The sequence below is a fragment of the Methylicorpusculum oleiharenae genome, assembly GCF_009828925.2.
GTDB lineage: Bacteria > Pseudomonadota > Gammaproteobacteria > Methylococcales > Methylomonadaceae > Methylicorpusculum > Methylicorpusculum oleiharenae.
Genome location: NZ_WUTY02000001.1, coordinates 558896 through 581254, shown reverse-complemented (window position 1 = coordinate 581254; position 22359 = coordinate 558896). Strand labels below are relative to the sequence as shown.

19 protein-coding genes and 1 tRNA gene are annotated in these 22359 nt (G+C 43.7%); 8 read left to right on the top strand and 12 right to left on the bottom strand.

The window, feature by feature from the left end:
• Positions 1-452: 452 nt before the first annotated feature.
• From GO003_RS02735 to GO003_RS02705, 7 genes are all read right to left on the bottom strand, one after another.
• Positions 453-2636 carry a DUF3987 domain-containing protein gene (locus GO003_RS02735; protein ID WP_231088793.1) on the bottom strand — a complete coding sequence of 728 codons (2184 nt, stop codon included), beginning with the start codon at positions 2634-2636 and terminating at the stop codon, positions 453-455.
• Positions 2633-2989 (bottom strand): CHC2 zinc finger domain-containing protein, encoded by a 357-nt coding sequence (locus tag GO003_RS02730; protein ID WP_159655946.1) that lies wholly within the window; start codon positions 2987-2989, stop codon positions 2633-2635. The genes GO003_RS02735 and GO003_RS02730 overlap by 4 nt, the downstream gene beginning before the upstream one ends.
• Positions 2986-3315 (bottom strand): hypothetical protein, encoded by a 330-nt coding sequence (locus GO003_RS02725; RefSeq protein WP_231088792.1) that lies wholly within the window; start codon positions 3313-3315, stop codon positions 2986-2988. Before GO003_RS02725 ends, GO003_RS02730 begins: the two co-directional genes overlap by 4 nt.
• Before the next feature lie 341 nt (positions 3316-3656).
• The gene (locus GO003_RS02720) at positions 3657-4298 is read right to left on the bottom strand and encodes a hypothetical protein (RefSeq protein ID WP_159659122.1); all 642 of its coding nucleotides are present in this window, start codon (positions 4296-4298) and stop codon (positions 3657-3659) included.
• The gene (locus GO003_RS02715) at positions 4298-5365 is read right to left on the bottom strand and encodes a tyrosine-type recombinase/integrase (RefSeq protein ID WP_231088791.1); all 1068 of its coding nucleotides are present in this window, start codon (positions 5363-5365) and stop codon (positions 4298-4300) included. The genes GO003_RS02720 and GO003_RS02715 overlap by 1 nt, the downstream gene beginning before the upstream one ends.
• 71 nt (positions 5366-5436) lie before the next feature.
• Entirely contained in the window at positions 5437-5640 is a 204-nt protein-coding gene (locus GO003_RS02710; protein WP_159655338.1) for a hypothetical protein, read from the bottom strand.
• Positions 5641-6077: 437 nt separating this feature from the next.
• Positions 6078-6164: transfer RNA gene (locus GO003_RS02705), tRNA-Leu, on the bottom strand.
• 247 nt (positions 6165-6411) lie between these two features.
• Between GO003_RS02705 and GO003_RS02700 the strand changes: the two genes are divergently transcribed.
• The 4 genes from GO003_RS02700 to GO003_RS02685 all read left to right on the top strand — a co-directional run bounded on the left by GO003_RS02700 (position 6412) and on the right by GO003_RS02685 (position 13338).
• Entirely contained in the window at positions 6412-7044 is a 633-nt protein-coding gene (locus tag GO003_RS02700; protein ID WP_159655356.1) for a DUF3047 domain-containing protein, read from the top strand.
• A 4-nt stretch (positions 7045-7048) separates the two neighbouring features.
• Positions 7049-8017 carry an arsenosugar biosynthesis radical SAM (seleno)protein ArsS gene (gene arsS, locus GO003_RS02695; protein ID WP_159655354.1) on the top strand — a complete coding sequence of 323 codons (969 nt, stop codon included), beginning with the start codon at positions 7049-7051 and terminating at the stop codon, positions 8015-8017.
• Positions 8018-8108: 91 nt separating this feature from the next.
• Positions 8109-11342, top strand: coding sequence for a DEAD/DEAH box helicase (locus tag GO003_RS02690; RefSeq protein WP_159655336.1), 3234 nt, complete (start codon positions 8109-8111; stop codon positions 11340-11342).
• Between the two features lie 40 nt (positions 11343-11382).
• Positions 11383-13338 (top strand): integrase, encoded by a 1956-nt coding sequence (locus GO003_RS02685; protein ID WP_159655334.1) that lies wholly within the window; start codon positions 11383-11385, stop codon positions 13336-13338.
• Positions 13339-13438: 100 nt separating this feature from the next.
• On the opposite strand, the gene GO003_RS02680 is transcribed toward GO003_RS02685, so the two are convergent.
• The 4 genes from GO003_RS02680 to GO003_RS02665 form a co-directional block, all read right to left on the bottom strand.
• Positions 13439-14503 carry a phosphotransferase enzyme family protein gene (locus GO003_RS02680; RefSeq protein ID WP_159655332.1) on the bottom strand — a complete coding sequence of 355 codons (1065 nt, stop codon included), beginning with the start codon at positions 14501-14503 and terminating at the stop codon, positions 13439-13441.
• 51 nt (positions 14504-14554) lie between these two features.
• The gene (rdgB, locus tag GO003_RS02675; protein ID WP_159655330.1) at positions 14555-15166 is read right to left on the bottom strand and encodes an RdgB/HAM1 family non-canonical purine NTP pyrophosphatase; all 612 of its coding nucleotides are present in this window, start codon (positions 15164-15166) and stop codon (positions 14555-14557) included.
• Positions 15163-15885, bottom strand: a complete 723-nt coding sequence (gene rph / locus GO003_RS02670) for a ribonuclease PH (protein ID WP_159655328.1) — start codon at positions 15883-15885, stop codon at positions 15163-15165. The genes rdgB and rph overlap by 4 nt, the downstream gene beginning before the upstream one ends.
• Positions 15886-16732: 847 nt before the next feature.
• Positions 16733-17629, bottom strand: coding sequence for a serine/threonine protein kinase (locus GO003_RS02665; protein ID WP_159655326.1), 897 nt, complete (start codon positions 17627-17629; stop codon positions 16733-16735).
• 53 nt (positions 17630-17682) lie between these two features.
• Here GO003_RS02665 and GO003_RS02660 point away from each other — a divergent pair, with 53 nt between their 5' ends.
• A complete protein-coding gene (locus GO003_RS02660; protein ID WP_231088790.1) occupies positions 17683-18537 on the top strand; it encodes a YicC/YloC family endoribonuclease in 855 nt (284 codons plus the stop codon).
• Positions 18538-18676: 139 nt separating this feature from the next.
• A complete protein-coding gene (gene gmk / locus GO003_RS02655; RefSeq protein ID WP_159655322.1) occupies positions 18677-19306 on the top strand; it encodes a guanylate kinase in 630 nt (209 codons plus the stop codon).
• Here gmk and GO003_RS02650 read toward each other — a convergent pair.
• Positions 19303-19737 (bottom strand): RNA recognition motif domain-containing protein, encoded by a 435-nt coding sequence (locus tag GO003_RS02650; protein WP_159655320.1) that lies wholly within the window; start codon positions 19735-19737, stop codon positions 19303-19305. The two genes, gmk and GO003_RS02650, sit on opposite strands and share 4 nt — an antisense overlap.
• Positions 19738-20088: 351 nt before the next feature.
• Here GO003_RS02650 and GO003_RS02645 point away from each other — a divergent pair, with 351 nt between their 5' ends.
• Both GO003_RS02645 and amoC read left to right on the top strand, forming a co-directional pair.
• Positions 20089-20529, top strand: a complete 441-nt coding sequence (locus GO003_RS02645) for a hypothetical protein (RefSeq protein ID WP_231088789.1) — start codon at positions 20089-20091, stop codon at positions 20527-20529.
• Positions 20530-21498: 969 nt separating this feature from the next.
• A complete protein-coding gene (gene amoC / locus GO003_RS02640; RefSeq protein WP_159655318.1) occupies positions 21499-22251 on the top strand; it encodes a bacterial ammonia monooxygenase, subunit AmoC in 753 nt (250 codons plus the stop codon).
• The last annotated feature ends 108 nt before the right edge of the window (positions 22252-22359 follow it).

The window sequence follows — 22359 nt, the reverse complement described above, 5'->3', positions numbered from 1 at the left end:
AGAGTGCCAACCTACTAAACCTACAAAAATAATTCTGTAGTTTTTGTAGGTTCATGCTCTAGGGATTTACAGGAAAAAATATCGTTCTCTCATTCTGCTATTCAGTAAAAAATTTCCCTGGAATGTCTAGACTAGCAAGTGTCTAAAGTATCTAAAGGTGGTTTAGAAACTTTAGATACTTCATGCTCTAGGGATTTACAGGAAAAAATATCGTTCTCTCATTCTGCTATTCAGTAAAAAATTTCCCTGGAATGTGCCTAGTAGCAACCCGCTAAAATAGCTAAAATAATTTAGCGGTTTTAGCTGGTTCATGCTCTAGGGATTTACAGGAAAAAATATCGTTCTCTCATTCTGCTATTCAGTAAAAAATTTCCCTGGAATGTCTAGACTAGCAAGTGTCTAAAGTATCTAAAGGTGGTTTAGAAACTTTAGATACTTCATGCTCTAGGGATTTACAGGAAAAAAGGGTTAATGTGATAACTCGGTAAAGGTGGGCGGCCTCCTACTTTCTTGACTGGTTTCCGTTCCATCTGTAGCCAATTTTCTTCTATCAAAACATTACAGGCCGCTTCAACTTCCTGCCTATCCTTTAGCCCATGCCAATGGTTTTTGTAAACGTCTTTAGCTGTAAACGGACTGGGTAACGCTTTTTCCCGTATCTTTTCAGCCAGCCTTAAAGCCGCTTCATGCTCCGGATTTTGAGCCATTGAATAGATTCGCCGCGCGTGACTTTCCAGATACTTGCACCATTCAGCCGCCAGCAATGCCGCCCGCTCTGTAACCGGGCCGGGGGCTTTGCCGTCTGCAACCTCAACCAGATGGAATATAACGGCAAGGCTAGGCATCAAAGAACCGTACTTTCCAAGGTGTTCAATCATTACCGGGTGTTCATCGCCTCGAATCTTTACGGTTTGCAATTCAGTCAGCCAGCTATTGAAAACAGCTTGCCCGGCATCGTCGAATCTAAAAAATGGCCGGTCGTCATCGTCCCCTTGATTAGCTCCATATCTGGTAAAATCAATTTCAGCCAATACTTTAAAAATGTCATAAACTCGATTCTTTGCGGCATTGTCTGGCTTGGTGTCTACCAGCTCCCAGGTTTCAGGTTCATCAGGCCAGACGGCTAACTGTAGGCGTTGAACTAAGCCATCGTTAAGCCCCTTCATTGCTTGATATAAATAAATCTTTAGCTTATCCGGCTGTATGCCTCCCAGTAACGATATGCAAACGTTTGGACAGTCAGTTAAGCCCCTGCCGATTTTGTTATCGGTATAACTGCCATATCCATTAAATCCCGTCATGAAGTAGGTTCTTTCGTCCGAATGTTCTTCCCGCTCCCATCGTGCAAGTAAGCCGGTGAGTTCATCCCGGAAAAACAGTAAGCCCCTCGGGTTTTGGTTCTGTAAAACAGTCATTGACTGTATGCTGGTTTCATTCGTCTTGAATTGCCGCCTAACTGGTTCGGGTGGTGTTTTTTCTTTCAGGCTTAGGTAATCCGCTTCCAGTTTTGCCATTTCTTCATCCGAAATAACGCCGTCTTTTTTCGTGCCCTTTGCCGCCTTGCTGGTTCTGGCTTTAATATCCTCTTCAACGGCTTTGTATTTAATGTGCTCAAATTCCATAGCCGCAATACCTTGCTCGAATTGCTTCGAATAATCAGCTTGCAAACGTTCCAGGAATTGCATAGGTTCTTTCATGCTAGGCGATTTCAAGACAACCGAAGGCCTGCCGATACATGCCCCCCATAGATTCGGGACAACCTCCCAACTATCGAAGCGTTTCGGCTTGATAGAACAACCCGCGCCAATGAGCGAGCCAATAACCGTAACAAGGCTAATCGCCGCAAAGTCCGGGGGCGTTTGCATACGGTGGCTAACATCAGCCAGCCAAGGCCGGAAAGGTTCCGGCATTATTTCAAGCCGGAACGCATCAACCGGGGGCGTGTTGCTTTCAATTTCGCCCGGAGTTTCCCAGATAAAGCCGGTGTTATCAGCTTTGTCAGTCATGGCCCATTCTTCAGGAACGGGTTCAGCCTTTTTCAGCTCGGCTTTGAAGTCAGTAAGCGCCCATGCTTTTTCGGTGTCAGGGAATGGTTGCAAGCCGTCCCAATCGGGGGAAAACTCTTGTAACCAGTCCACCAAGTCCCCACCTTCAGGTAAGTCGGAAAGCCTAAGCAGTTTAACCTCTGGGGACTCTTCCAAGCGCATCAGGGCCGCGTAAACGTCCCGGGCATAGTGTTGCCCTGGTTCGTCGTTATCAGGCAAAATAAACACGGTTTTAAAGCTGTTTAACGGCTGCCAGCTAGACTTTAAAGCCGATTGAGAACCGCCCAAACTGGTAACCGCGCAAACGCCTAAGCTATGCAGGGCCGCCGCTGGTTTTTCACCTTCACAAATAAAAACAGCCTTGTTTTTTGGGTGAGCTGCTAACTTATCCAGGCCAAACAAGGGCCGGGGGTTTAACTCGATACCGGCCGCAAAACCGGAGCCGTTCCGCTTAAAATAGGGAATGATTTCTTTTTTATCGCTGCCGTTCTGGTATCTGCCAACAATCCCTAAAAGTTCGCCGTCCTGGTTAAGATAATTCCAGCTCGCCTTTAATGGCTTTCCTTCAAACGTTCGGGGTATCGTGTTCATGTAAGCCCCCAATCATTAGCCAGCTTTTCCAGCGAATCAGTAAAACTTAACCCGTAACGGTTCATTGTGAAGGCGATAATATCCCCGCCAGCCGCACCACAGGCAAAACACTTATAACCGCCAGTCTCAAGGCTAACGTGAAAACTTCCCTGTCTTGTATCGCTATGAAACGGGCATAAGCCGCCTTGATTCCAGCCGGGCCGCCTAAACTTTGCAGCTGGTAATTCGTGCCGATAAAAGTCTATTGGTGAAAGAGTTTGCTTGATATAATCAGGCCGCCGATTGATTTTGTTTTGATATATGCCGTTCCGGGTTTCGCTCGCCCGGTTCGGTTTTCGTTTTAAATAGCTCATTCGCCCGCCTCAAATTTCTGAACCGCATGAATGAAGTTAGTGACTCGTTCAGCTCCTAATTCAGCCTTAGCCAGTTTTAAAATATCCTTTTCCAAGTAATACCGCGCATAAGTAGCCTTGCGCCCTTTATCATTTGTTGGTGAAGTTTCTTTAATTGCCTCAACCTGCCATCCATGCCGGTTCCGAAGATTCAAGATATAACCTGAAAGTCTGTAGCTTGCTGTTTCGCTAAAAAAGTCCCTATGCGTAAATTTTTTTCCCTGTAATAGTCGCATCAATGCGCGGCCTGTTAATGTGTTGGTTTTAGGGAATGACGGCGCTCTCATTTTGAACCGCCGTTATTCCGTTCAACACATGCGAAAAATTCAGTCTCATCAATCAGAACGCGTTTACCAACCCGCTTAAACGCAGTTTTGAACCCGTTTGTTTTTTCGTTGAATATTAAGTGACGTAAGCCGCCGATTGGGGGCCATGGGTGAAAGTCGTTCCAGTTGGTAACAGGTATTAACCGGCTTGGTTTTTGTGTAGGTTCTTGATTGGCTTGTATCTGTGCGTTCATAATTGCCCTTTTTGGTTATTCGCCGTCATTTACGGCTTGGGGCAATTGTTACTTGTGACTTTTGCGGCTAAGCTTGCATTGCAAAATGTTCTCTTAGCCGCAAATGTTTTAGATAGGTGGGTTTCTTTTCAGTCGACTAATTACGCTGTTTAAGCCCGTTTTTTTATTTCTCCGCTCAGTTCCGTAAGTTGATATCCATAAAATCTCTTGAGCCGTTACTTCTTGAATAATTTCTTCAGTGTCGTATTTTTCGTAATTTTTCTGCAATTCATTCCAAACTCGATTCACATTTGCATGCCCGTCTTTGTTAAGGGATTGCCAAACGCGCCAAATCAAAGAATGAAGCTGATGTTCTCGTTTGCTCTTGGTGGTTATTTTGGGCAAAACATCTGGCTTTTCCAGGCTCCACCAATTAAACAACAACCCATTAGGGGGCCATTGTCCGGAACTTTGAAGGAACTCTTTGTATTTTTGCCGGGTAAATCCTTTTAAAAGTCCATGCCCTTCTTGAATTTCTTGCTCTTCAAATTCAACCCCTGAAAGTCTGATTATGCTTTCTAACGCCCCTGTGTAATGGCCGGAAAGGGTAGCAATGTCATCAATACATAAAAATTCAGGTAATAATTTATGTGTAGCCATTAATTCAAGTTCGTCTTTTTGACGGTTACGCCATGCGCTGAATAACCGCTGTTGTTTTTCCCTTTCTTTTGGGCGAATTTCGCGCCGCTTTAAATTCTCGTCTAGCTTCATCAAGCGCCCCCGAATATCTTATCGTTCATTCGACTAACTACGCTCGAAACATGACCGTCTGATAGGTGGGCGTAACGCTTAACCATGGATAAGGTTTTGTGCCCTAAAATCTCGGATATTTCAGCCAGTGACGCGCCGCTCATGGCTAAATAAGACGCGGTGCAATGCCTTAAGTCATGCCAATGAAAATTGGTTATTTCTGCCGCTTGTAGGGCGTTCTCGAATGGCCGTCTAAGGCTTACCGGCTTATTTGCGTGAATGGTTCCAGGAAATAGTAAATCAGTATCAAGCCGCCTAACTTTGGCGTGTTGTTTCAGCAATTCAAGGCCATGGCCGGAAAGTGGAACGCGCCGCCGTTCGCCGTTCTTGGTTTCGTGCAGAATAACAAAGCCGTCTTTTAAATTTACGTCTTGCCATTTCAGGCCCATTAGTTCGGCTTGTCTCATTCCGGTACTAAGCGCCAAAATTACGCACAGATAAAGTTCTTTGCTGCTTGATTCTTTGCAAGCGGCTAAAAAGCGTTCACGTTCGGCATCATCCAGGTATCTAACCCGGCCGCGTGACTCTTTCGGCTTTTTAACTTTCCGCATGGGGTTATCATCGAGCCACCCCCATTCGTTAACGGCTATGCTGAAGGCATGGCTTAGCGCCGCCAAATATCGAACCACTGTGGCCGGGTTTCTTTGTGTTCCTCGGTAGGTTTGGCCGCTGGCTAGTTCGTCACGGTATTGAACAATTAAGGCCGGGGTTATATCAGCCAGGACATAAACGCCCATTTTTTCGGCCCACCATTCTAATTGTTGTTTTTGTTTAGCTGCTTGCTTAGGTTTGCCGGGTAAAACATCCTTAACATACCGGTTCACCATTTCGGAAAAAGTATGCTTTTTGCTTTCGGCGGTTTTGAAGTGGCGGCCTTCCCTTATTGCACTTTCTGTATCTGCTCCCCATTTACGGGCATCAGTTAGCCGGGCAAAGCTTGCTGTTTGTGCGGGGTAGCCTTTCAGCCGGACTTTTACGCGATAGCTTTTTTCCCCGGTGTCATTGGTGCGGGTTTCGATAGTTGCCATATAGTCCCCTTGGGGGCAATGGCGGTATAATTTGCGGTAGCCATTGCTTAACCCGTTCTGTTAAGTAGTGGTTAGGGCTTGGTTTGTGTTGGTAGCACTTCCAGGCCCGTTTTTTTTGCTTCTTTTGCTTTAGCATAAAGCGAATCGTTAATTCGTCCTGCTTCCTTTGTTATGTTTCTGGCGGTTTCCGGCTGCATTGTTCCATCTGCAACTTGGTTTATTGCATCGCACAGCATTTCTCTTAAGTCACCAGTTGTTTCAATTTTTTTTGGCATTTTATTTCCTTGAGGTGGTTGATTAATTTTTGCGTTTACTATTTGCCGCTCTATAAAAGAGGTTTTATTCCAGCAAGAAGCGCAACGAAAAAGATACTACAACAACCCTCGAAAATTAACAACAAATAACAATCACTTGTACATTGCTGTTTTTCCCTTGATATTCAAAGCCTGAAAGTAAAACGGTTCCCCAATGGGGCAATAAAAAAGGGTTTTAGCTGGTTTAGCTGGTAGGGGGTAAGCGCATTTGAAACTTTTTTAACAGGGGTTTTAGTAGGTTTTGTAGGTAGGGGGTAGGCGTATTTTCAGGAAAAAAAATACCTGTAATTATTGCCGTTTATTGTGGCCTTTTTTTTCTAGGTGTCCCGTGAGTGTCCCATTTTTTCCCGGGCATAAAAAAAGGGCTTAGCAAAAAAATGCTAGGCCCTTGATTTTATTGGTGCCTGGAGCCGGAATCGAACCGGCACGCCCTTACGAGCGAGGGATTTTAAGTCCCTTGCGTCTACCTATTCCGCCACCCAGGCATTGTTGAGTTGACTATGTAGAGCGGCGCATTTTACATGAGGTATAAACTCTTTTTCCAGTGTTTTTTTATGCAATTGAGTTATTGAGTCATTTTTAATGGCGAGCGGTCAGGATTGAGCCGGATTTTAATTTAGCGCTTCACCTTTATTGCGAAAAGCAATCGAGTACAATGGCCGTTTATGTGTGGATTGATTTTGTTTGCGGATTTAAATGATAAAACTAGCGAGTAAAAATTACCGAACGTTTATGCTGACAGCCCTTCTTTGCTTTGGGTTGATGAGCAATGCTCTGGCTGATCGTCTGGTGGTGGGCGATTTTTCAGGGGATTCCTTAGACGGATGGCAACCCAAATCTTTCAGCAGTGAGACAGATTATCGCCTGTTGCTTTTAGATCAGAAGTTGGTTTTGCAGGCAATGAGCGAAAACTCAGCCTCCGGCCTCTTTAAAAAGCAACGCATAGATTTATTGCAAACTCCTTTTATCAATTGGCGTTGGCGTATCGAGAATCGCTTGAGTTTGAGAGACGAACATAGTAAATCCGGTGATGACTATGCGGCCCGGGTTTATGCGGTTGTTGATGGGGGACTTGCTTTTTGGCGGACCAAGGCAATCAATTATGTCTGGGCGGTATCTTCACCTAAAGGGTCCGTTTGGCCTAATGCCTTTGCCGGTAATAATGCGATCATGATGGCGCTTAGAGCCAATGAAGATGCGACCGGAACCTGGTTTAACGAAAAACGGAATTTGCTGGAGGATTTAAGGCAGCATGTTGATAAAAACATTCGATACATTGACGCTGTTGCGGTCATGACGGATACCGATAACGGCAAAGGGAAAGTGACCGCTTACTATGGCGATATTTATTTAAGCAAAGATTGAGATGATGAGGGCGACTACTTTGAATTCCAGCGATACTGATTTTCCAGCCCTTCTTCGAAAAAATCTGGAGATTCTGCAAGTTAACTTAGGGTATGTTTGTAATCTCAGTTGTACGCATTGTCATGTCAATGCCGGCCCTAAAAGAACCGAGGTGATGTCGCTGGAAACTGTCCAGGATGTGCTGGTGTTTATTGATCAGGCCAAAATAAAAACGCTGGATTTGACCGGCGGGGCGCCTGAGATGAATCCCCAGTTTACTTATTTGGTCAGCCGGGCTCGAGCGATGGGGGTCAAGGTGATTGATCGCTGTAATCTGGTGATTCTTGAAGAGCCGGGTTATGAACATATGGCTGCATTTTTAGCCGACCATGAGGTTGAGATCATCGCGTCTTTGCCGTGTTATCTGGAGGATAATGTGGACAAACAACGGGGCAAAGGGACTTTTCAAGCCAGTTTGGCCGCTTTGCAGCGATTGAATGCTTTAGGTTACGGTCAGCCGGGTAGTGATTTACTGCTTAATCTGGTGTTTAACCCTCAGGGTGTCAATCTTCCTCCGGAGCAGTCCGCGCTGGAAAAAGCCTATAAGGATTATTTATTGAGCCATTACGGTATTGTATTCAACCGACTTTTTGCATTGGCCAATTTGCCGATACAGCGATTTGCCAAATATCTTACCAATAATAATTTATTTGATGAGTATATGCAGTTGCTCAAATCCAATCATCAGGCGGAAAATATTGAACGAGTGATGTGTCGCAATACGTTGAGCGTTGATTGGCAAGGATATGTCTATGATTGTGATTTTAATCAAATGCTGACTTTACCCCTGGGTGCGTTACCTGAAAGCAAAGCCCATATCAGCGGGTTGAGTTCCTCTCTTTTAAATGGGCAACCTATTACTGTTCGTGATCATTGTTTTGGCTGTACAGCGGGTCAAGGCAGCAGTTGCACCGGCGCATTGAAAGCAGCGTGAAAGTGTCTCGCAGTGCCGGAAGGCTTTTTTAGTATAAAGATGCCGTTCCCTTATCCATTATCACTCGGCCTCGAGTGAAGTTTGTTCCCGAATGAATCAGAAAGCGATTTTAAATTCAGATATCCGCTACGAATGCAGCGACTCGGCTTTTGCCGGGGGCATGGATTATTTTTTGAACGAAAAAGTAACCGATGTCAGCATCGACGAAAAAAATGATTCAGCGATGCTTGTTTCGTCGGTTAAGGGAGCGGGTAAAAAAGTTTATGAGCAAACAATCACTGTTTTATGGAAAAACAATTTCAGGGCGATCTCCATTAATGGCCGCTGTTCCTGTTCGGTCGGTTATAACTGCAAGCATGTTGCCGCTGTCTGCCTGTACTATCAAAAAATATTGGCCCATCCGAAAGTCATTGAAACGCATACAGCCGATTGTCTGAGATGGCTGGAAGCTTATTCAGCAAAACCTGAGAGTAAACCTGATTATCAGGAGTTCCTGGCCTATTTGTTAATGCCGGGATCAAAACCTTATGGCTACATACTGGATCTTATGGAAACCCGCCAGAAGCCAGCTGGCGGTTTAAGTAAGGGCAAAAAGACCAGCATTAATAATCTGCGCTACAACTATAGCTATAGCTCGTTTATTCAGGCTGAAGATGAGGAAATTATCCGATTGCTCACCGCTCTTAAGCTGACGCCTTCGAGTCAGCCTATCATCGCGGGCGCTGCAGGGCATTTGGTATTGACCAAGCTCATTAGTACGGGAAGATTGTTTTATCTGGATCTTGAAAACTCACCTTTAACACCAGGCGAGCCTCGCCAAATACAATTCAACTGGCAAAAACAAGATAGTGGCGATTATCAATTGCTTAGCGTAATTGAGCCGGAGGCTAAGCTGATTCGCGTTACGCCGCCGCTTTATCTGGATGAAAGCCAGAATAGAATCGGGGTATTAGATACCCGGCCTTTAAGTGCAGAGCAGGCAAGTTATTTAATGACTGCGCCCCCTGTGCCGGAAGTTTTGGTCGAGCAATTCAGTGAAATGCTGATATTCAGTCATCCTGATTTTCCGGTGCCGCCGCCCCAGGCTATGAATTTGATTGAACGGAAGGGTATAGCGCCTCGGCCGCATCTTATTCTGTTAGGAAGAGAGGACGGGGGTCGTCATTACAATCATTTTGTAAAAATGGGTTTTGATTATGGCGATGTTTTGCTGTCTGGCCAAGAGTCCGCATTATCTGTTGTTAAATTGCCTCACGGTGTTTTGCGCATTCATCGCGATCAGGAAAGGGAGCACGAGGCATTGGCGAGGCTCACCGGTTTGGGCTTTGAGTGGTCATCGGCGGATAAAAATGAACGCCTGTTATGGGGGGCTCTGAAAAACCAGAGCATGGACAATCCGTATTTATGGCGCGATTTTCTGGAAGTGGTGTGTCCGCAACTCCAACAAGAGGGTTGGTTCATTGAGAAAGATGCCAGTTTTCTGATGCAGTTTCAAATGTCGGAGTCCTTTGATGCCGAGATAGAAGAAAAAGACAAAGACTGGTTCGACATGAGTTTTAATGTCACTATCGACGGCAAGTCTTTACCTTTGCTGCCTTTGATCATGCCGGTCCTTGAGCATTATGATCTTGATTCTTTGCCGGACAGGCTTAATATTTCTGTAGGGACTCACAACTATCTTTCAATTTCGTCAGACCAACTGCAGCCCATTCTTAATGTTTTATATGAGTTATTTAATACAGGACTGGCAAACGGCAGTGGAACACTCAAACTTTCCCGCTACGATGCGGCAAGTCTTGTTGATATTGAAGAACGAAGCTATGGCGTATTCAGCATCAGAGGCGGTAAATCCTTAAGAGAGTTAGGCCGGAAATTGAAAAATTTTTCGGGTATCGGTTCGGCTGTGTTGCCCCAGGGCTTAAATGCCGAGCTGCGAGGGTATCAACACCAGGGATTGAGCTGGCTGCAATTTTTGAGAGAATATCATTTTGCCGGCATTCTGGCTGATGATATGGGCTTGGGCAAAACCATTCAAACGCTGACCCACTTGTTACTTGAAAAAGAGGCAGGAAGGCTGATTCATCCTTGCCTGATCGTTGCTCCGACCAGTCTGATGGGGAATTGGCGAAGGGAAGCAGAGCGATTTACGCCCGGATTAAAAGTGTTAACCCTGCAGGGGGCAGATCGTAAGAGCCTCTTCGATAAAATTGATAGTCATGATCTGATTTTGACTACTTATCCGCTGTTGTCCAGAGATGCCGATGTGTTGCTAAAGTCGAGCTATTACTACCTTATCCTGGACGAGGCTCAGATGATTAAAAATCCCAAAACCAATGCTTCAAAATTTGTCCGACAAATCAAAGCAGCTCACCGGCTAAGCTTGACAGGAACACCCATGGAAAATCATCTGGGTGAATTGTGGGCTCAATTTGATTTTTTAATGCCTGGATTTTTGGGTGATAGTGCTTTTTTTAAACGGGTTTACCGTTCGCCTATTGAGATGGAAGGTGATGTAGAACAAAAAAACAGATTATCCCGGCGTCTGGCTCCATTCTTGTTGCGAAGAACCAAGCAGGAAGTGGCAAAGGAATTGCCGCCCAAGACTGAAATTATCCGCTCAGTCCCGTTGTATGATAAACAGGCTGCTTTATACGAAAGTATTCGTTTGTCCATGGAGCAGAAAGTGCGTGCGGCTATTGAGGAAAAGGGCTTGGCACGAAGTCACCTCACCATTTTGGATGCATTGCTTAAACTAAGGCAAACCTGTTGTGATCCTCGAACATTGCCTTTGAAAGAAGCTCAAAAAGTCAAGGAATCGGCCAAGCTTGATTTGTTGATGGAGATGTTGCCGGAGTTGCTTGAAGAGGGGCGGCGAATACTGGTATTTTCTCAATTTACAAAAATGCTACGCCTTATTGAAGCTGAGCTGATTGAGCGCAATATTCCGTACACTCAATTAACCGGCCAAACCAAGGACAGGGACGAGGTGATCAATACGTTTACCAGCGGATCGGTCAATGTGTTTTTAATCAGCCTTAAGGCGGGCGGGGTCGGTTTGAACTTGACGCAAGCCGATACGGTTATTATCTATGACCCCTGGTGGAATCCTGCGGTTGAAACTCAAGCAGCAGATCGAGCCTATCGCATCGGTCAGGATAAGCCTGTTTTTGTCTATAAATTAATGACCGAAAATACAGTAGAAGAAAAGATTCTGAAGATGCAGGAGAAAAAACGTGCATTAGCAGATGAGGTTTATCAGGTGGATGCGGGCAAAATTGAAAACCTGACCCTGGAAGATCTGACTTCTCTTTTTAATTCGGTGTGAGTTAATAAACCTTTAATTATGGAAGTATATTCTTAACAGAATGAAAGATTTACCACAAGGCCATTCATCAGAAGCCGGTTTGCCAGCTTTTTTGTCCCCCCAAAAAGCCGTCGTTTTTGGCTTGGCGTTTGGCATTGCTGCTTTGTTGAGTTTAACTTACACTTTCAGTCGGCCGGCAATTTATCAAAGCAGCGCCAAGCTTCTCTATTCAACGGCGGCTGGATTTGATCAAGCTACCGATCTGCAACAAGTTCAGCATTTCATTATTCAACAGCAAGTATTACTGTCGCAAGAGCTTCTTGAAGAAACAATAAGACGATTGGAAATCTCGCGCCCAGGCACGCTTATGGATGTATCTCAGCTTCGAAGAATGCTGATATTGGAGCCCGTTCCGGAGGCCCACTTGATGGAAATTCGGGCGGAAGGTGAAGATGCCAAATTGCTGCCTTTGCTGATTAATACATGGATAGATGTTTACTTGGACGCGCGTGCTGCTGATACATCAAAAAGTAAAAACGAGCTCGCTGAGCAAATCAAAGCCACCCTGGCTGATTTGGAAAACAAAATAGAAGCAGCGCGTATCGCAATGGATAACTTTGAACGAGATAACGCGATTAAATCGGCAGCATCGGAACAGAATGAAACGAAAGCGCGTATCAGAGGGTTAATTTCTTCTTACAGCAATGCCAGTGAGGAAGAGCTTAAAGCCAAGGCTCAGTTGGATGCAATTAACAAGGCTATTGCTAATGGCGAAGTCATTCTTCCGCCACAAGATAATCCTGCAATTATTAACCTTCAGCAACGTTTGCAAAATTTAAAAGATAAGTTGAATGATTTCAGTCAGGATAATTACCGGGCAAACATAGCGATACAGCCGTCATTAAAAATGATTCCGGAGGAAATCAAAAAGCTGGAAAATGAAATAGATGCTCAACGTCTTCTCAGTATAAAAATGGTTCGTTCCAATGCAGAACGCCGTTATTTTAGTGCCAGGCAGATCTCTATAACTTTGAGAAAACAATTGGCCGAGCAAAAGGAACTTGATGATCATTACACGAATGTTCTTATGCAAAACGATAAATTACATCGAGAGGTCGAGGCCCTGGAAAAAATTTACCGTGAGCATCAGGAGCAATTGATGCGCATTAAAACGCAACAACTTGAAAGATACCCTTTAATGAATGTTGTAGCGCGGGCGCTCCAATCCAGGGAGCCAATCCGGCCAAATTACAGTAGTGATGCTTGGCTTGCTCTGTCCGGTTCATTTTTATTTGGGTTAATCAGTGTCTGGATGAGCGGGCTTTTAAGTAGGCAGCCTTCAAATCAGTCCGAATTAGCCAAATTTAACCGTAAACGGCCTCATAAAAAGGCTACCGAGCCTTTACCTGGCGTGTCGCAAAAGTTTCAACCTCCAAAGACACAACTCCCCGAAAATGAAAAGATACAGCCTGCTCCGGTGATCAGAGAATTGTCACAAAATGAGTTGCGTAGTCTTTTAGCTAACGCCAATAACATGAGCAAACAATTGATCAGCTTGTTGCTATGCGGGTTATCTCTTACGGAAGTGGCTCATTTGACCCCCAAAGACTTTAATAAACACACGCAATCAATCAATGTAAATGGAGCCTCGGCTCGCCGGATTGAATTGCCGCCTGGTTTGTCCGTTTTTTTTGAGCAATCCGGGCTTTTTCCGGTTTGGTACACCGGGAAGGCTTTTTCCCTGACTGACCTTTCCGCATGGCTTACATTGACCGCAATAGATTCGGGCGTAGTCAGCCCTGAAGAGGTAAGCCCTCTTTGCTTAAGGCATACCTGTATCATTCATTTATTGAGGAAGGGATTGCGCTTGAGCGAACTTGAAAGAATCGTCGGGTTCTTAAATCCCGCTCACTTGCTGAGTTATGCAGATTTTGCATCACCCGAAGCGGGTCTCAGCATTGAGCAAATTGACACGTTCCATCCCGCTTTGGTCGAGTATTTCCAGGGGCAAACATAAAGACTCACTTTACATAGTTGCCTGCTTGAAGTAAAAAAACCATTAACGCTATCAAGTGTTGCTGAAAAAGCCTTGGAGCAGGCACGGGATATTGACAAGCCTACATGGCCCGGTTGTAAAGGCGTTCAATCAAGCGTTTTATTTCGGCTTCCTGTTTGCTTATGCTTTCGCACAGTTGAAATTGCACAATGGCCCGGCTCCGGTTTTGATGCGGTGTCGTCACTTTAAAATACCGGTTGTCTTCCAGAAAGTCCGTGAAAAAACGCAGTCCCAATTCGAATGGAATCAATTGGATGGCAGGATAAAGATAGGCGTAATCATCTTCAGTCAAAAAGGATCTTGTTTCCTCCAGATAACCGGTCAATAACGCTTCACAAATTTCGAGGTTAAATTGGCCCGTCGGCAATTGGCAAAGTGATCGAACGCAATCGCCGATGTCGTAATGTAATAAACCCGGTTTAACGGTATCCAGATCGATCAGGCTAGTAATTTCGCGGGTGTTCTTGTCAAACAAAAAGTTATTAAACTTGGGGTCGCCATGAATAGCCCGTAATTTTAAAAGCCCTTGTTGTTTTGCCTTTTCCAAAACAATCGTAAGTTCTTCATGTTGATCAATAAAATCAAGGCAAAAGCGGCTGTCAGCGGAGTCATGCAAGGTGTTCGTCTGGCTGAGTACTTGACGGTAACGGGACAGGTATTCTGGCGCGATATGAAAGCCGGGCAGCGTGTCGTTAAGGTCTTTTGGATTCAGTCTATTCAGCAAGCGATGAAAATGGCCCAGTGCAAATCCGGTTTGCCTTGCCTGTTCCGGACTTTCCACCGTCTCAAGGCTGATCGTGTTTGGAATATACGTGATTGCACGCCAGGTATCGCCCTGTTGATCATTAACGCAATATTCTCCTGATTGCGTTTGAATGATACCTGGAATTTGTAGTTTTAGCGTGTTTTGCTCTGTTTCGGCGATATGACGGTTAAGTACAGCCAAATTACGAATAACCAGCTTGGGCTCAGGAAAAACCACAGGATTGATTCTTTGTAACACCCATCCGCCAGTAAATGTGGTGACCAGATAAGTGTCATTAATCAGGCCTTCGCCCAGAGGATTGATGCCGGCAATCTGAGCTGAATCTGTAAACTGAGAGGCAATATCGAGTAAAGACGGCATAGCGGTTATGATCAAGTTGAAAGTCGTCTTGCGGCTGAGTGTGTGTCAGGGTTAAGCGTTTTTTGCAGAACCGAGCGCGGCTATCAATGTCCGTAAGGCTTGGCCTCTGTGGCTGACACTGTTTTTCAGTTCGGGAGACAATTGCGCTGAGGCGCAAGAAAATTCCGGCACCCAGAATACGGGATCATAGCCAAAACCGTTCTCACCTTGTGTCTGCGTCATGATCAGTCCTTCCCAGACACCTTGAGCAATGACCGGGCAGGGATCCATTGTGTGCCTCATGAAAACCATAATGCAAATAAATCGGGCGGTGCGCTGGTTTGCCGGGATACCTTCCAGTTCAGACAATAATTTGTTCAGGTTGTCTTGATCGCTTGCTTCCCTTCCAGCATAGCGGGCTGAAATGACCCCGGGTGCGCCGTCCAATGCATCGACTACTAACCCTGAGTCATCGGCAATGGCGGGAAGTTGCGCATAATGTGCTGCATTACGGGCTTTTAATATGGCATTTTCAACGAAAGTGCTGCCGGTTTCCTCTGCTTCAACGACCTTGAATTGTGATTGGGGCAAAATGGGATGACCCTCCAGTATCGCCTGGATTTCCCGGATTTTTCCGGGATTGCTGCTGGCCAAAACAATCGGTTGAGAACGGCTTACTATCATTTATAGGATTCTATTGCTGCGCGTTGTTTTTCTAATAATCGATTAATGCCCATGTTGGCTAATTCCAGCATGGCATCCATTTCATCTTTACGGAAAGCATGACCTTCTGCGGTGCCCTGAACTTCGATAAAAGCCGCTGCATCGTTCATAACGACATTCATATCTGTTTCGGCTTGGCTGTCTTCGGCATAATCCAGATCCAATACTGGAACGCCCTGATAAATACCAACCGACACAGAGGCAATTTGTCCATGGATGGGGTTGGACTTGATTAATTTTTTGGCCATCATTTGGTTGATTGCCAAGGATAAGGCAACAAAGCCCCCGGTAATCGACGCGGTGCGGGTCCCACCGTCGGCTTGCAGGACATCACAGTCAATTGTGATAGTGTGTTCGCCCAATGCTTTCAGATCAATTGCTGCGCGTAACGAACGGCCAATCAAACGTTGAATTTCCATTGTGCGGCCACCTTGTTTGCCGCGACTGGCTTCCCGTCCCATGCGTTCATGTGTGGAGCGGGGTAACATGCCATACTCAGCAGTTATCCAGCCTTCCCCTTTACCTTTTATAAAGCGGGGGACAAACTTGTCTACGCTAGCGGTACACAACACTCGGGTGTCACCAAATTCAACCAGAACCGAGCCTTCTGCATGCCGTGTAAAGCCGCAGGTAAATTTAATCTCTCTCAGTTGATCCGGGTTTCTTCCGCTGGGTCTCATAGTGTCGCTCTTTTAATAAAAATTTCCACAGTATACCTGAAACAGGATAAATAACGGTTCAGATTTAGCGAGTTTATTCAGGCGTAGTACTAATCGCCTGTTTTGAGTTGATGGTGTAGGTGATTGATTTCAAAGGACGCGTGAAACCTTCCCTGTAGCTCTTTGCTGCGTCCCTGTAGTGCAGGGTAAACGCATTAAAAAAATTAATATATCAATATGTTACCGGTTACTTAGAACGAATAGTCCATTTGGTTTAACTTGTGATGCCTCTCCCTGGGGCCCGTTAGGCCGCGCCGAGCACTGGCTATTTTGCCGAGAACAGCCCGCTAGGGGAGCGGCAGGGATGCCGCTCGTTTTCGGAGGGCCAGGGATAGCCCTTCCGAAAACCCTCGGCAAAATCGTCAGCGCGCAGGATGCAGCGGCCTTCGGGTGTCTTTTCTTTTGGATACTTTTCTTTGGACAAGCAAAGACAAAATCGACGTGAACGATTTTGAAAAGCTTTAGCTGGCCCGAAGGGCGAAACCCAAGGATGGGTTTCGTAGCAGTATCGCGGTTGTCGGTCCGCGAACCGATTCCACATAAACGTCGCGATAGCGACACAAAGCCTTTTTTAGGTTTCAAATCAACCGAATCTTATAGTTAATCCGGAAAAAGGAATATTTTAACTATCTGATTTTCTATAGTGTTTTAATGCGTTTGCCCCCTGTAGTGGAATCCTTTTCAATCAACCATCTACATTCAATAAAATTGGAGGGGTAAACAGATATCTGGCGTGTACGGTTGAATCAAGACTGCATAAAATAATTGAATTAGGTGTAAGCCGCTAATTTTACTATCCATTCACAGGTTATGAATTAAATGCATTTAAGAACTCATTGATAGACTGCGGGCGATCTTTTGGTTGAATTTCCATTGCCCAGTCGATGGCTTCGAGAAAGGGCATGGGAAACTTTTTTTTATGCGCTTTAACAGCAGGTGATAGCGTATCTTTTTTATTTCTTTCCGGAGCCGGTGGCGACGCCTTAAGGTCAAGGCAGGCTCTGATGCTTGCACCTATCGCATAAATATCCGTCCAGGGTCCCAATTGACTGGCGGTATTATATTGTTCAATTGGAGAAAAACCTTTTGTTAGAATTTTACTGTTTTTATTTTTTATAGAATTCGGGAAACTTTGTATAGCACCAAAATCCAATAAAAGAGGATCATTATCGGGGCGAATAAGGATGTTGGCGGGCTTGATATCCAGATGAAGCAGATGTTGCTCATGAATAAGACCGATTCCGGACATCAGTGCTGTAAAAACTTTAACAAGAAAGGCGTGGGTTATTGTAATCAGCCGATCTTTTAAAATTTTATCTAACGAGAAGCCATAGTCGTAAGTCATTACCATATAGACGGTCGAGTTTTCTTGAAAGAAATTGATTACATCGACAATATTGGGGTGTTTTAATGTGGCAAGTGCTTTCGCCTCTTCAAAGAAAAGCGATCTTCCACGCATGAATAAATCCCTGTTTTCATCACTGTGAGCTACAACATGGTTGTTCCAGGTCCGGTGGGCCAGTTTTCTAGGTAAATATTCCTTAATGGCCACCTGGATCTGATCAATTCGTTGCCGTGCAAGATAGACCGAACTAAATCCACCATGCGCAAGTTCCCGCTCTATTATATAGTCGTCTATAATGGTGCCGGGTTGGAGATAGTTCCACTGTTTGGGGTAGGTGGAAGGATCGTAAAAATCAGTCATGAAGGAAATCCTTACAAAGTCCCGGCAATTATAGGTGGAAAATGATCAGAAGTATGACCGCATTTGCAGGTAGTGAGACAGAAGTCAATAACCTCATTATTAGTTGCGAATTAAGATCTGTGAATCACCGCTATTGTGAAATGTCCTTTAAGTTGCCTGAGCGACTGCGACCATTGGAAACAGATTTACGTGGAGTCCTCTCCAACGGTATAAAAAGAGGTAAAGTCGAATGCGGATTGATTTGTAAAAAGCAGACTCATTCCATACAAGAGCTTAATATAGATATGCAGGCAGTGGCGTCACTTTTGTCTGTAACGTCAAAAATTGAAGGCTTAATGCAATCAGCCCGGCCTTTTTCTGCTTTGGAAGTGCTGGTCTTTCCCGGTATCCAACAAGAGTCTGAAGCTGACATAAATCAGCTTAAAACCGAAATTTCTGAATTGGTTCATAGCGCATTAATGCAATTATTGGCGGTTCGAGAAAGAGAGGGCGCGCAGTTAAGCTTGATGATTGAAGAGCGATGTTCCAGGATCAAAGAATTGATTTCAGCAGTACATGTACGCATGCCGCAAGTGCTGCTTAATTTGCGCGAAAAAATAAATAAAAGAATTGCAGAGCTGGTGGCGGAGCCTGATTTTGAAAGGTTTGAGCAAGAGTTTGTTTTTTTGACTCAAAAACTCGATGTCGAAGAGGAATTAGACCGGCTTGAAACCCATGTAACTGAAGTGTTTCGCGTGCTTGATCAGCAAGAGCCGGTAGGGCGCCGACTTGATTTTTTAATGCAGGAAATGAACCGGGAAGCCAATACTCTAGGTTCAAAATCAGGTGATAAAGAGATCACCAATATTTCAATTGAATTAAAAGTATTGATAGAGCAGATGCGCGAGCAGGTCCAGAATATAGAGTAAGCCGACCGGTTTCTGTTCGCAATCTTGATGCCGATATAGTCCAAGATGAGTAAATTAAATCCATCTTCATCATCGTTGGTTGAGTATATTTATTTAGCGATAACATTAATAAGTTTCTACGGTTTAATCAGACAGATTTATGGAAAATGGAAAACTTTATATCATTTCGGCTCCATCAGGGGCAGGAAAAACAAGCTTGGTCAGGTGTCTAGTAAAAGATGTGGAGCGCTTATCGGTTTCTGTATCGCACACTACACGATCCATGCGGCCTGGTGAAATTGATGGCGAGGATTATTATTTTGTCTCAATGGATGATTTTCAAAACGAAATTAGGCAAGATGCTTTTTTAGAGTATGCCAAGGTTTTTGATCATTTTTATGGGACGGCGCTGCAAACTGTCGACGAGCTTTTGCATCAAAATATTGATGTTATTCTGGAGATAGATTGGCAAGGCGCCCAGCAAATTCGTCAAAAACGTTCAGGGGTTATTTCTATCTTTATTTTGCCTCCCTCCATACAGATTTTGGAGCAGAGACTAAGAAATAGAGGTCAGGACAGTGAGTCAACAATTGCGAGAAGAATGGATGATGCCGTAACTGAAATAAGTCATTACGAAGAGTTTGATTATTTAATCGTAAACGATGTCTTTGAGGAATCATTGCAAGCCCTGAAGTGCATCATTTTTGCTAATCGTCATGATAAGGAGAGGCAGATGAGTAAGTTGGCTCCATTGCTCTCTTCATTATTAGGTCGTTCGCAGCATTCCTAAAAAAGACGATTTGTTATATTGTCCCAGTTAGTGTGACTATCAACAGTGGTTTCTTCAACAATAATAAATTTATGTTTTCTCCGTTCGTTTCTTCTCCTGTCTTGAAACGGAAGATTGATGTGGTTACGTCTTAATCTCGGGTCGTTGTGCCAATTTCTTGAGTAAAATTCTATAACTGCAATATTTTTACCATTTATCTGTTTGCCGTTAAGTTGCTTGATTGCGCGTTGACCAACGGGTTCGGGTTCTACTCTGACCAGTCCGTAAAATTCAAAAGCCGTATTTTTATGATTCTTCTTTATCATCATAATTTTTATATCATGAATGTATCCTCGCTTAGCAAAGAAACCTCCTTTTAATGCGGATCCAAAAAAAGAAGAAATCTCATATTTACTGGTATCAGATGGAATTCTTTTCAGCAATACAAGCATGGCTTAATCCTCATAAAACGACTTCTGGGCCTGTGAAGTGATTTTTTATAGTTTATGATTTTCTAATGTCTTTTACGAAATAAATCCAGCCATTTGAGTTGTGCCGGAAGTTTAATTTTATAATTTAAGCGAATCTATCGGCATTTGTATAGAATCGATTTGCTCCTTGATTTGGTCGTCTGGAAGCTAACGGTAATAGGAAAGGAGAGTGCTTAATTCCATATCAGAGATTTACATGGCAAGGATAGAGAGTAAAGTATGCTTAAATTTGATGGTCTAACTTTGAGAGCTCAGCTTTTCTGATAGAATCAATTAAACCCTAAATTAACACAGTTGGTTGCAATAATTACTATGACAAAAAAATATTCTATTTTTATTCTTGGCTTTGGCCTTCTGGGTCTTATCCTGTTTCAAAGAGAGGTGGTCTTGCCCTTTGTGTATAAAGTGGTGGGTTCCGATCTCTTTCTAGTTGACACAGATGATAAGGCAGATATGGAGACCGTTGTCGATGAATACACCGATATGGCATTTGTTCAGTGCAATAACTACATTAAAAAAGAGCTGAGCGATGAGTTTTCATTGTCTTTTTCCGAAAAAGCATTAAATGCATGGAGTATAGGCGATCATCAGTATGTGATAAATGGAGAAGTTGAGGTGAGTAAGCCTAACTCGGAAAACTCTATCAAAAGGTATGTTTGTCGAATTAGTTACGATAAGAAAACTGATCAATCCGGATTGATGGATTCAAATAATTGGTCAGTTTACGGCCTATCTGGAATCGAAGAGATATAGAATAATATGTTAATCAAATCCAGCTGAAATGATTTTTCAGTTGGATTAATTTATTGATCTAATGATCAAGGGTAATGTTGTTGTTGAAACAAGTGGTTCAATTAGGAAAGGGGCGAGGGTTTCCTGAACATTTAAAATCATGATGGAAAGTCGCCAAGTGCGGTGTTGCAAAGAGTGCGATATTAAGCCTCACCTTTTTAAGATGCTGGACTCAAAGTTAAGCTCTAATCTAGTGTCTATAAACTAATCCTCTCATTTCATCTTTTGCATATTTCTGAAGACGCAGTTTGTGTCATATCTTTAAATTCGACGCAATGCGAACAATCATGATTTGTATGAACGGTCTATCCATATAAAACAAGCTTATCCATCATCATAGGGGCTATCGGTATTATTACCCCCAGTTCCCGGTTATAAAAAGTTCTACTTTCTGCAGTTCTGTCCCATCAGTGACACCATGTCCAAATTCAAATTGAACAGCGGATGTAAAATGTCTCTGTGCATAATCTCCCAATTAAATCCGACTGAAGTGTTTATTATGCCTGCGGTACTCTTCGTATAAGAGCTCTAGTGCATTTTCCTTGGTCGGTGATTCAGTCAAGTCAGTGAGAAATACAATTCCAGTGCTCTGAGTGAGTTAATCATCATGAAGGGATAAAAGTGCATTCTTGTTGAAGCATCAGAGATTGATAAATTCGTTTAGCTTAGAGCGATAAGTTATTAAAGAACAAATGAATTAGTCCGATATATGGGAGAAGAGTTCTATCGCACCCGTAAGAATGTGCTCTCAGTAATTAAATTATTGAAGTGATTTTTGTCTTGACAAGGTGCGTTGAGCTGATAAACTGCTCAGCACCAAATTGGATTGGTAGATGCTTTAATTAAGTCAAATTAACAAAGCAAGATATGGACATAAGTTAAAAAACTCCCAGCTAACGTTGGGGATTCAATAATTTTTAGGAGGTAGAAATGGCTGCTACAACTGAGTCAGTTAAGGCTGATGCTGCGGAAGCACCGCTTTTAAATAAAAAGAATATGTTTGCAGGCGCTGCACTTTACTGTGTGTTTTACGCTTGGGTTCGCTGGTATGAAGGAGTTTACGGCTGGTCAGCTGGTTTAGACTCATTTGCTCCAGAGTTCGAAACATATTGGATGAACTTTCTTTATATCGAAATGGTTTTGGAAGTAATGACCGCATCTATCCTGTGGGGTTACATCTGGAAAACTCGTGATCGGAAAGTAATGTCAATTACTCCAAGAGAAGAGTTAAGAAGACATTTCACACACTGGACTTGGTTAGTTATGTACGGTATCGCCATTTATTTCGGCGCTAGCTACTTCACTGAGCAAGATGGAACATGGCATCAAACAATCGTTCGCGATACTGACTTCACACCAAGTCATATTATCGAGTTCTATTTGAGCTACCCAATCTACATCATCACTGGTGGCGCATGCTTCTTATATGCCAAAACTAGACTTCCTACTTACCAACAAGGTCTCCATATGCAATATATGGTAGCTATCGTTGGTCCATTCATGATCTTACCAAACGTAGGTCTGAATGAGTGGGGTCACACTTTCTGGTTTATGGAAGAGTTGTTTGTTGCTCCATTACACTACGGCTTCGTATTCTTCGGATGGGCTGCTCTTGGTGTATTAGGTGTGGTAAATACAGAAATTGCATCAATTGCAAAGCTTCTGAAAAAAGACTTGGCATAATAACCGGTCAAAGAAAGTAAAACTATCTCCTGGCCGCTTTGTAATAACATACAAAGCGGCTCAGATTAAGAGATAAAATAAAAAATATAATTTAAATCCTTTAGGAGG

Excerpts from the sequence above, each read along its gene's own strand:
- GO003_RS02645 (WP_231088789.1), top strand. The coding sequence starts at position 20,089 with ATGACAAAAAAATATTCTATTTTTATTCTTGGCTTTGGCCTTCTGGGT.
- GO003_RS02710 (WP_159655338.1), bottom strand. The coding sequence starts at position 5,640 with ATGCCAAAAAAAATTGAAACAACTGGTGACTTAAGAGAAATGCTGTGC.
- GO003_RS02715 (WP_231088791.1), bottom strand. The coding sequence starts at position 5,365 with ATGGCAACTATCGAAACCCGCACCAATGACACCGGGGAAAAAAGCTAT.
- GO003_RS02720 (WP_159659122.1), bottom strand. The coding sequence starts at position 4,298 with ATGAAGCTAGACGAGAATTTAAAGCGGCGCGAAATTCGCCCAAAAGAA.
- GO003_RS02690 (WP_159655336.1), top strand. The coding sequence starts at position 8,109 with ATGAATCAGAAAGCGATTTTAAATTCAGATATCCGCTACGAATGCAGC.
- amoC (WP_159655318.1), top strand. The coding sequence starts at position 21,499 with ATGGCTGCTACAACTGAGTCAGTTAAGGCTGATGCTGCGGAAGCACCG.
- GO003_RS02700 (WP_159655356.1), top strand. The coding sequence starts at position 6,412 with ATGCTGACAGCCCTTCTTTGCTTTGGGTTGATGAGCAATGCTCTGGCT.
- rph (WP_159655328.1), bottom strand. The coding sequence starts at position 15,885 with ATGAGACCCAGCGGAAGAAACCCGGATCAACTGAGAGAGATTAAATTT.
- GO003_RS02685 (WP_159655334.1), top strand. The coding sequence starts at position 11,383 with ATGAAAGATTTACCACAAGGCCATTCATCAGAAGCCGGTTTGCCAGCT.
- gmk (WP_159655322.1), top strand. The coding sequence starts at position 18,677 with ATGGAAAATGGAAAACTTTATATCATTTCGGCTCCATCAGGGGCAGGA.
- GO003_RS02680 (WP_159655332.1), bottom strand. The coding sequence starts at position 14,503 with ATGCCGTCTTTACTCGATATTGCCTCTCAGTTTACAGATTCAGCTCAG.
- GO003_RS02650 (WP_159655320.1), bottom strand. The coding sequence starts at position 19,737 with ATGCTTGTATTGCTGAAAAGAATTCCATCTGATACCAGTAAATATGAG.
- GO003_RS02730 (WP_159655946.1), bottom strand. The coding sequence starts at position 2,989 with ATGAGCTATTTAAAACGAAAACCGAACCGGGCGAGCGAAACCCGGAAC.
- rdgB (WP_159655330.1), bottom strand. The coding sequence starts at position 15,166 with ATGATAGTAAGCCGTTCTCAACCGATTGTTTTGGCCAGCAGCAATCCC.
- arsS (WP_159655354.1), top strand. The coding sequence starts at position 7,049 with ATGAGGGCGACTACTTTGAATTCCAGCGATACTGATTTTCCAGCCCTT.
- GO003_RS02735 (WP_231088793.1), bottom strand. The coding sequence starts at position 2,636 with ATGAACACGATACCCCGAACGTTTGAAGGAAAGCCATTAAAGGCGAGC.
- GO003_RS02725 (WP_231088792.1), bottom strand. The coding sequence starts at position 3,315 with ATGAGAGCGCCGTCATTCCCTAAAACCAACACATTAACAGGCCGCGCA.
- GO003_RS02660 (WP_231088790.1), top strand. The coding sequence starts at position 17,683 with ATGACCGCATTTGCAGGTAGTGAGACAGAAGTCAATAACCTCATTATT.
- GO003_RS02665 (WP_159655326.1), bottom strand. The coding sequence starts at position 17,629 with ATGACTGATTTTTACGATCCTTCCACCTACCCCAAACAGTGGAACTAT.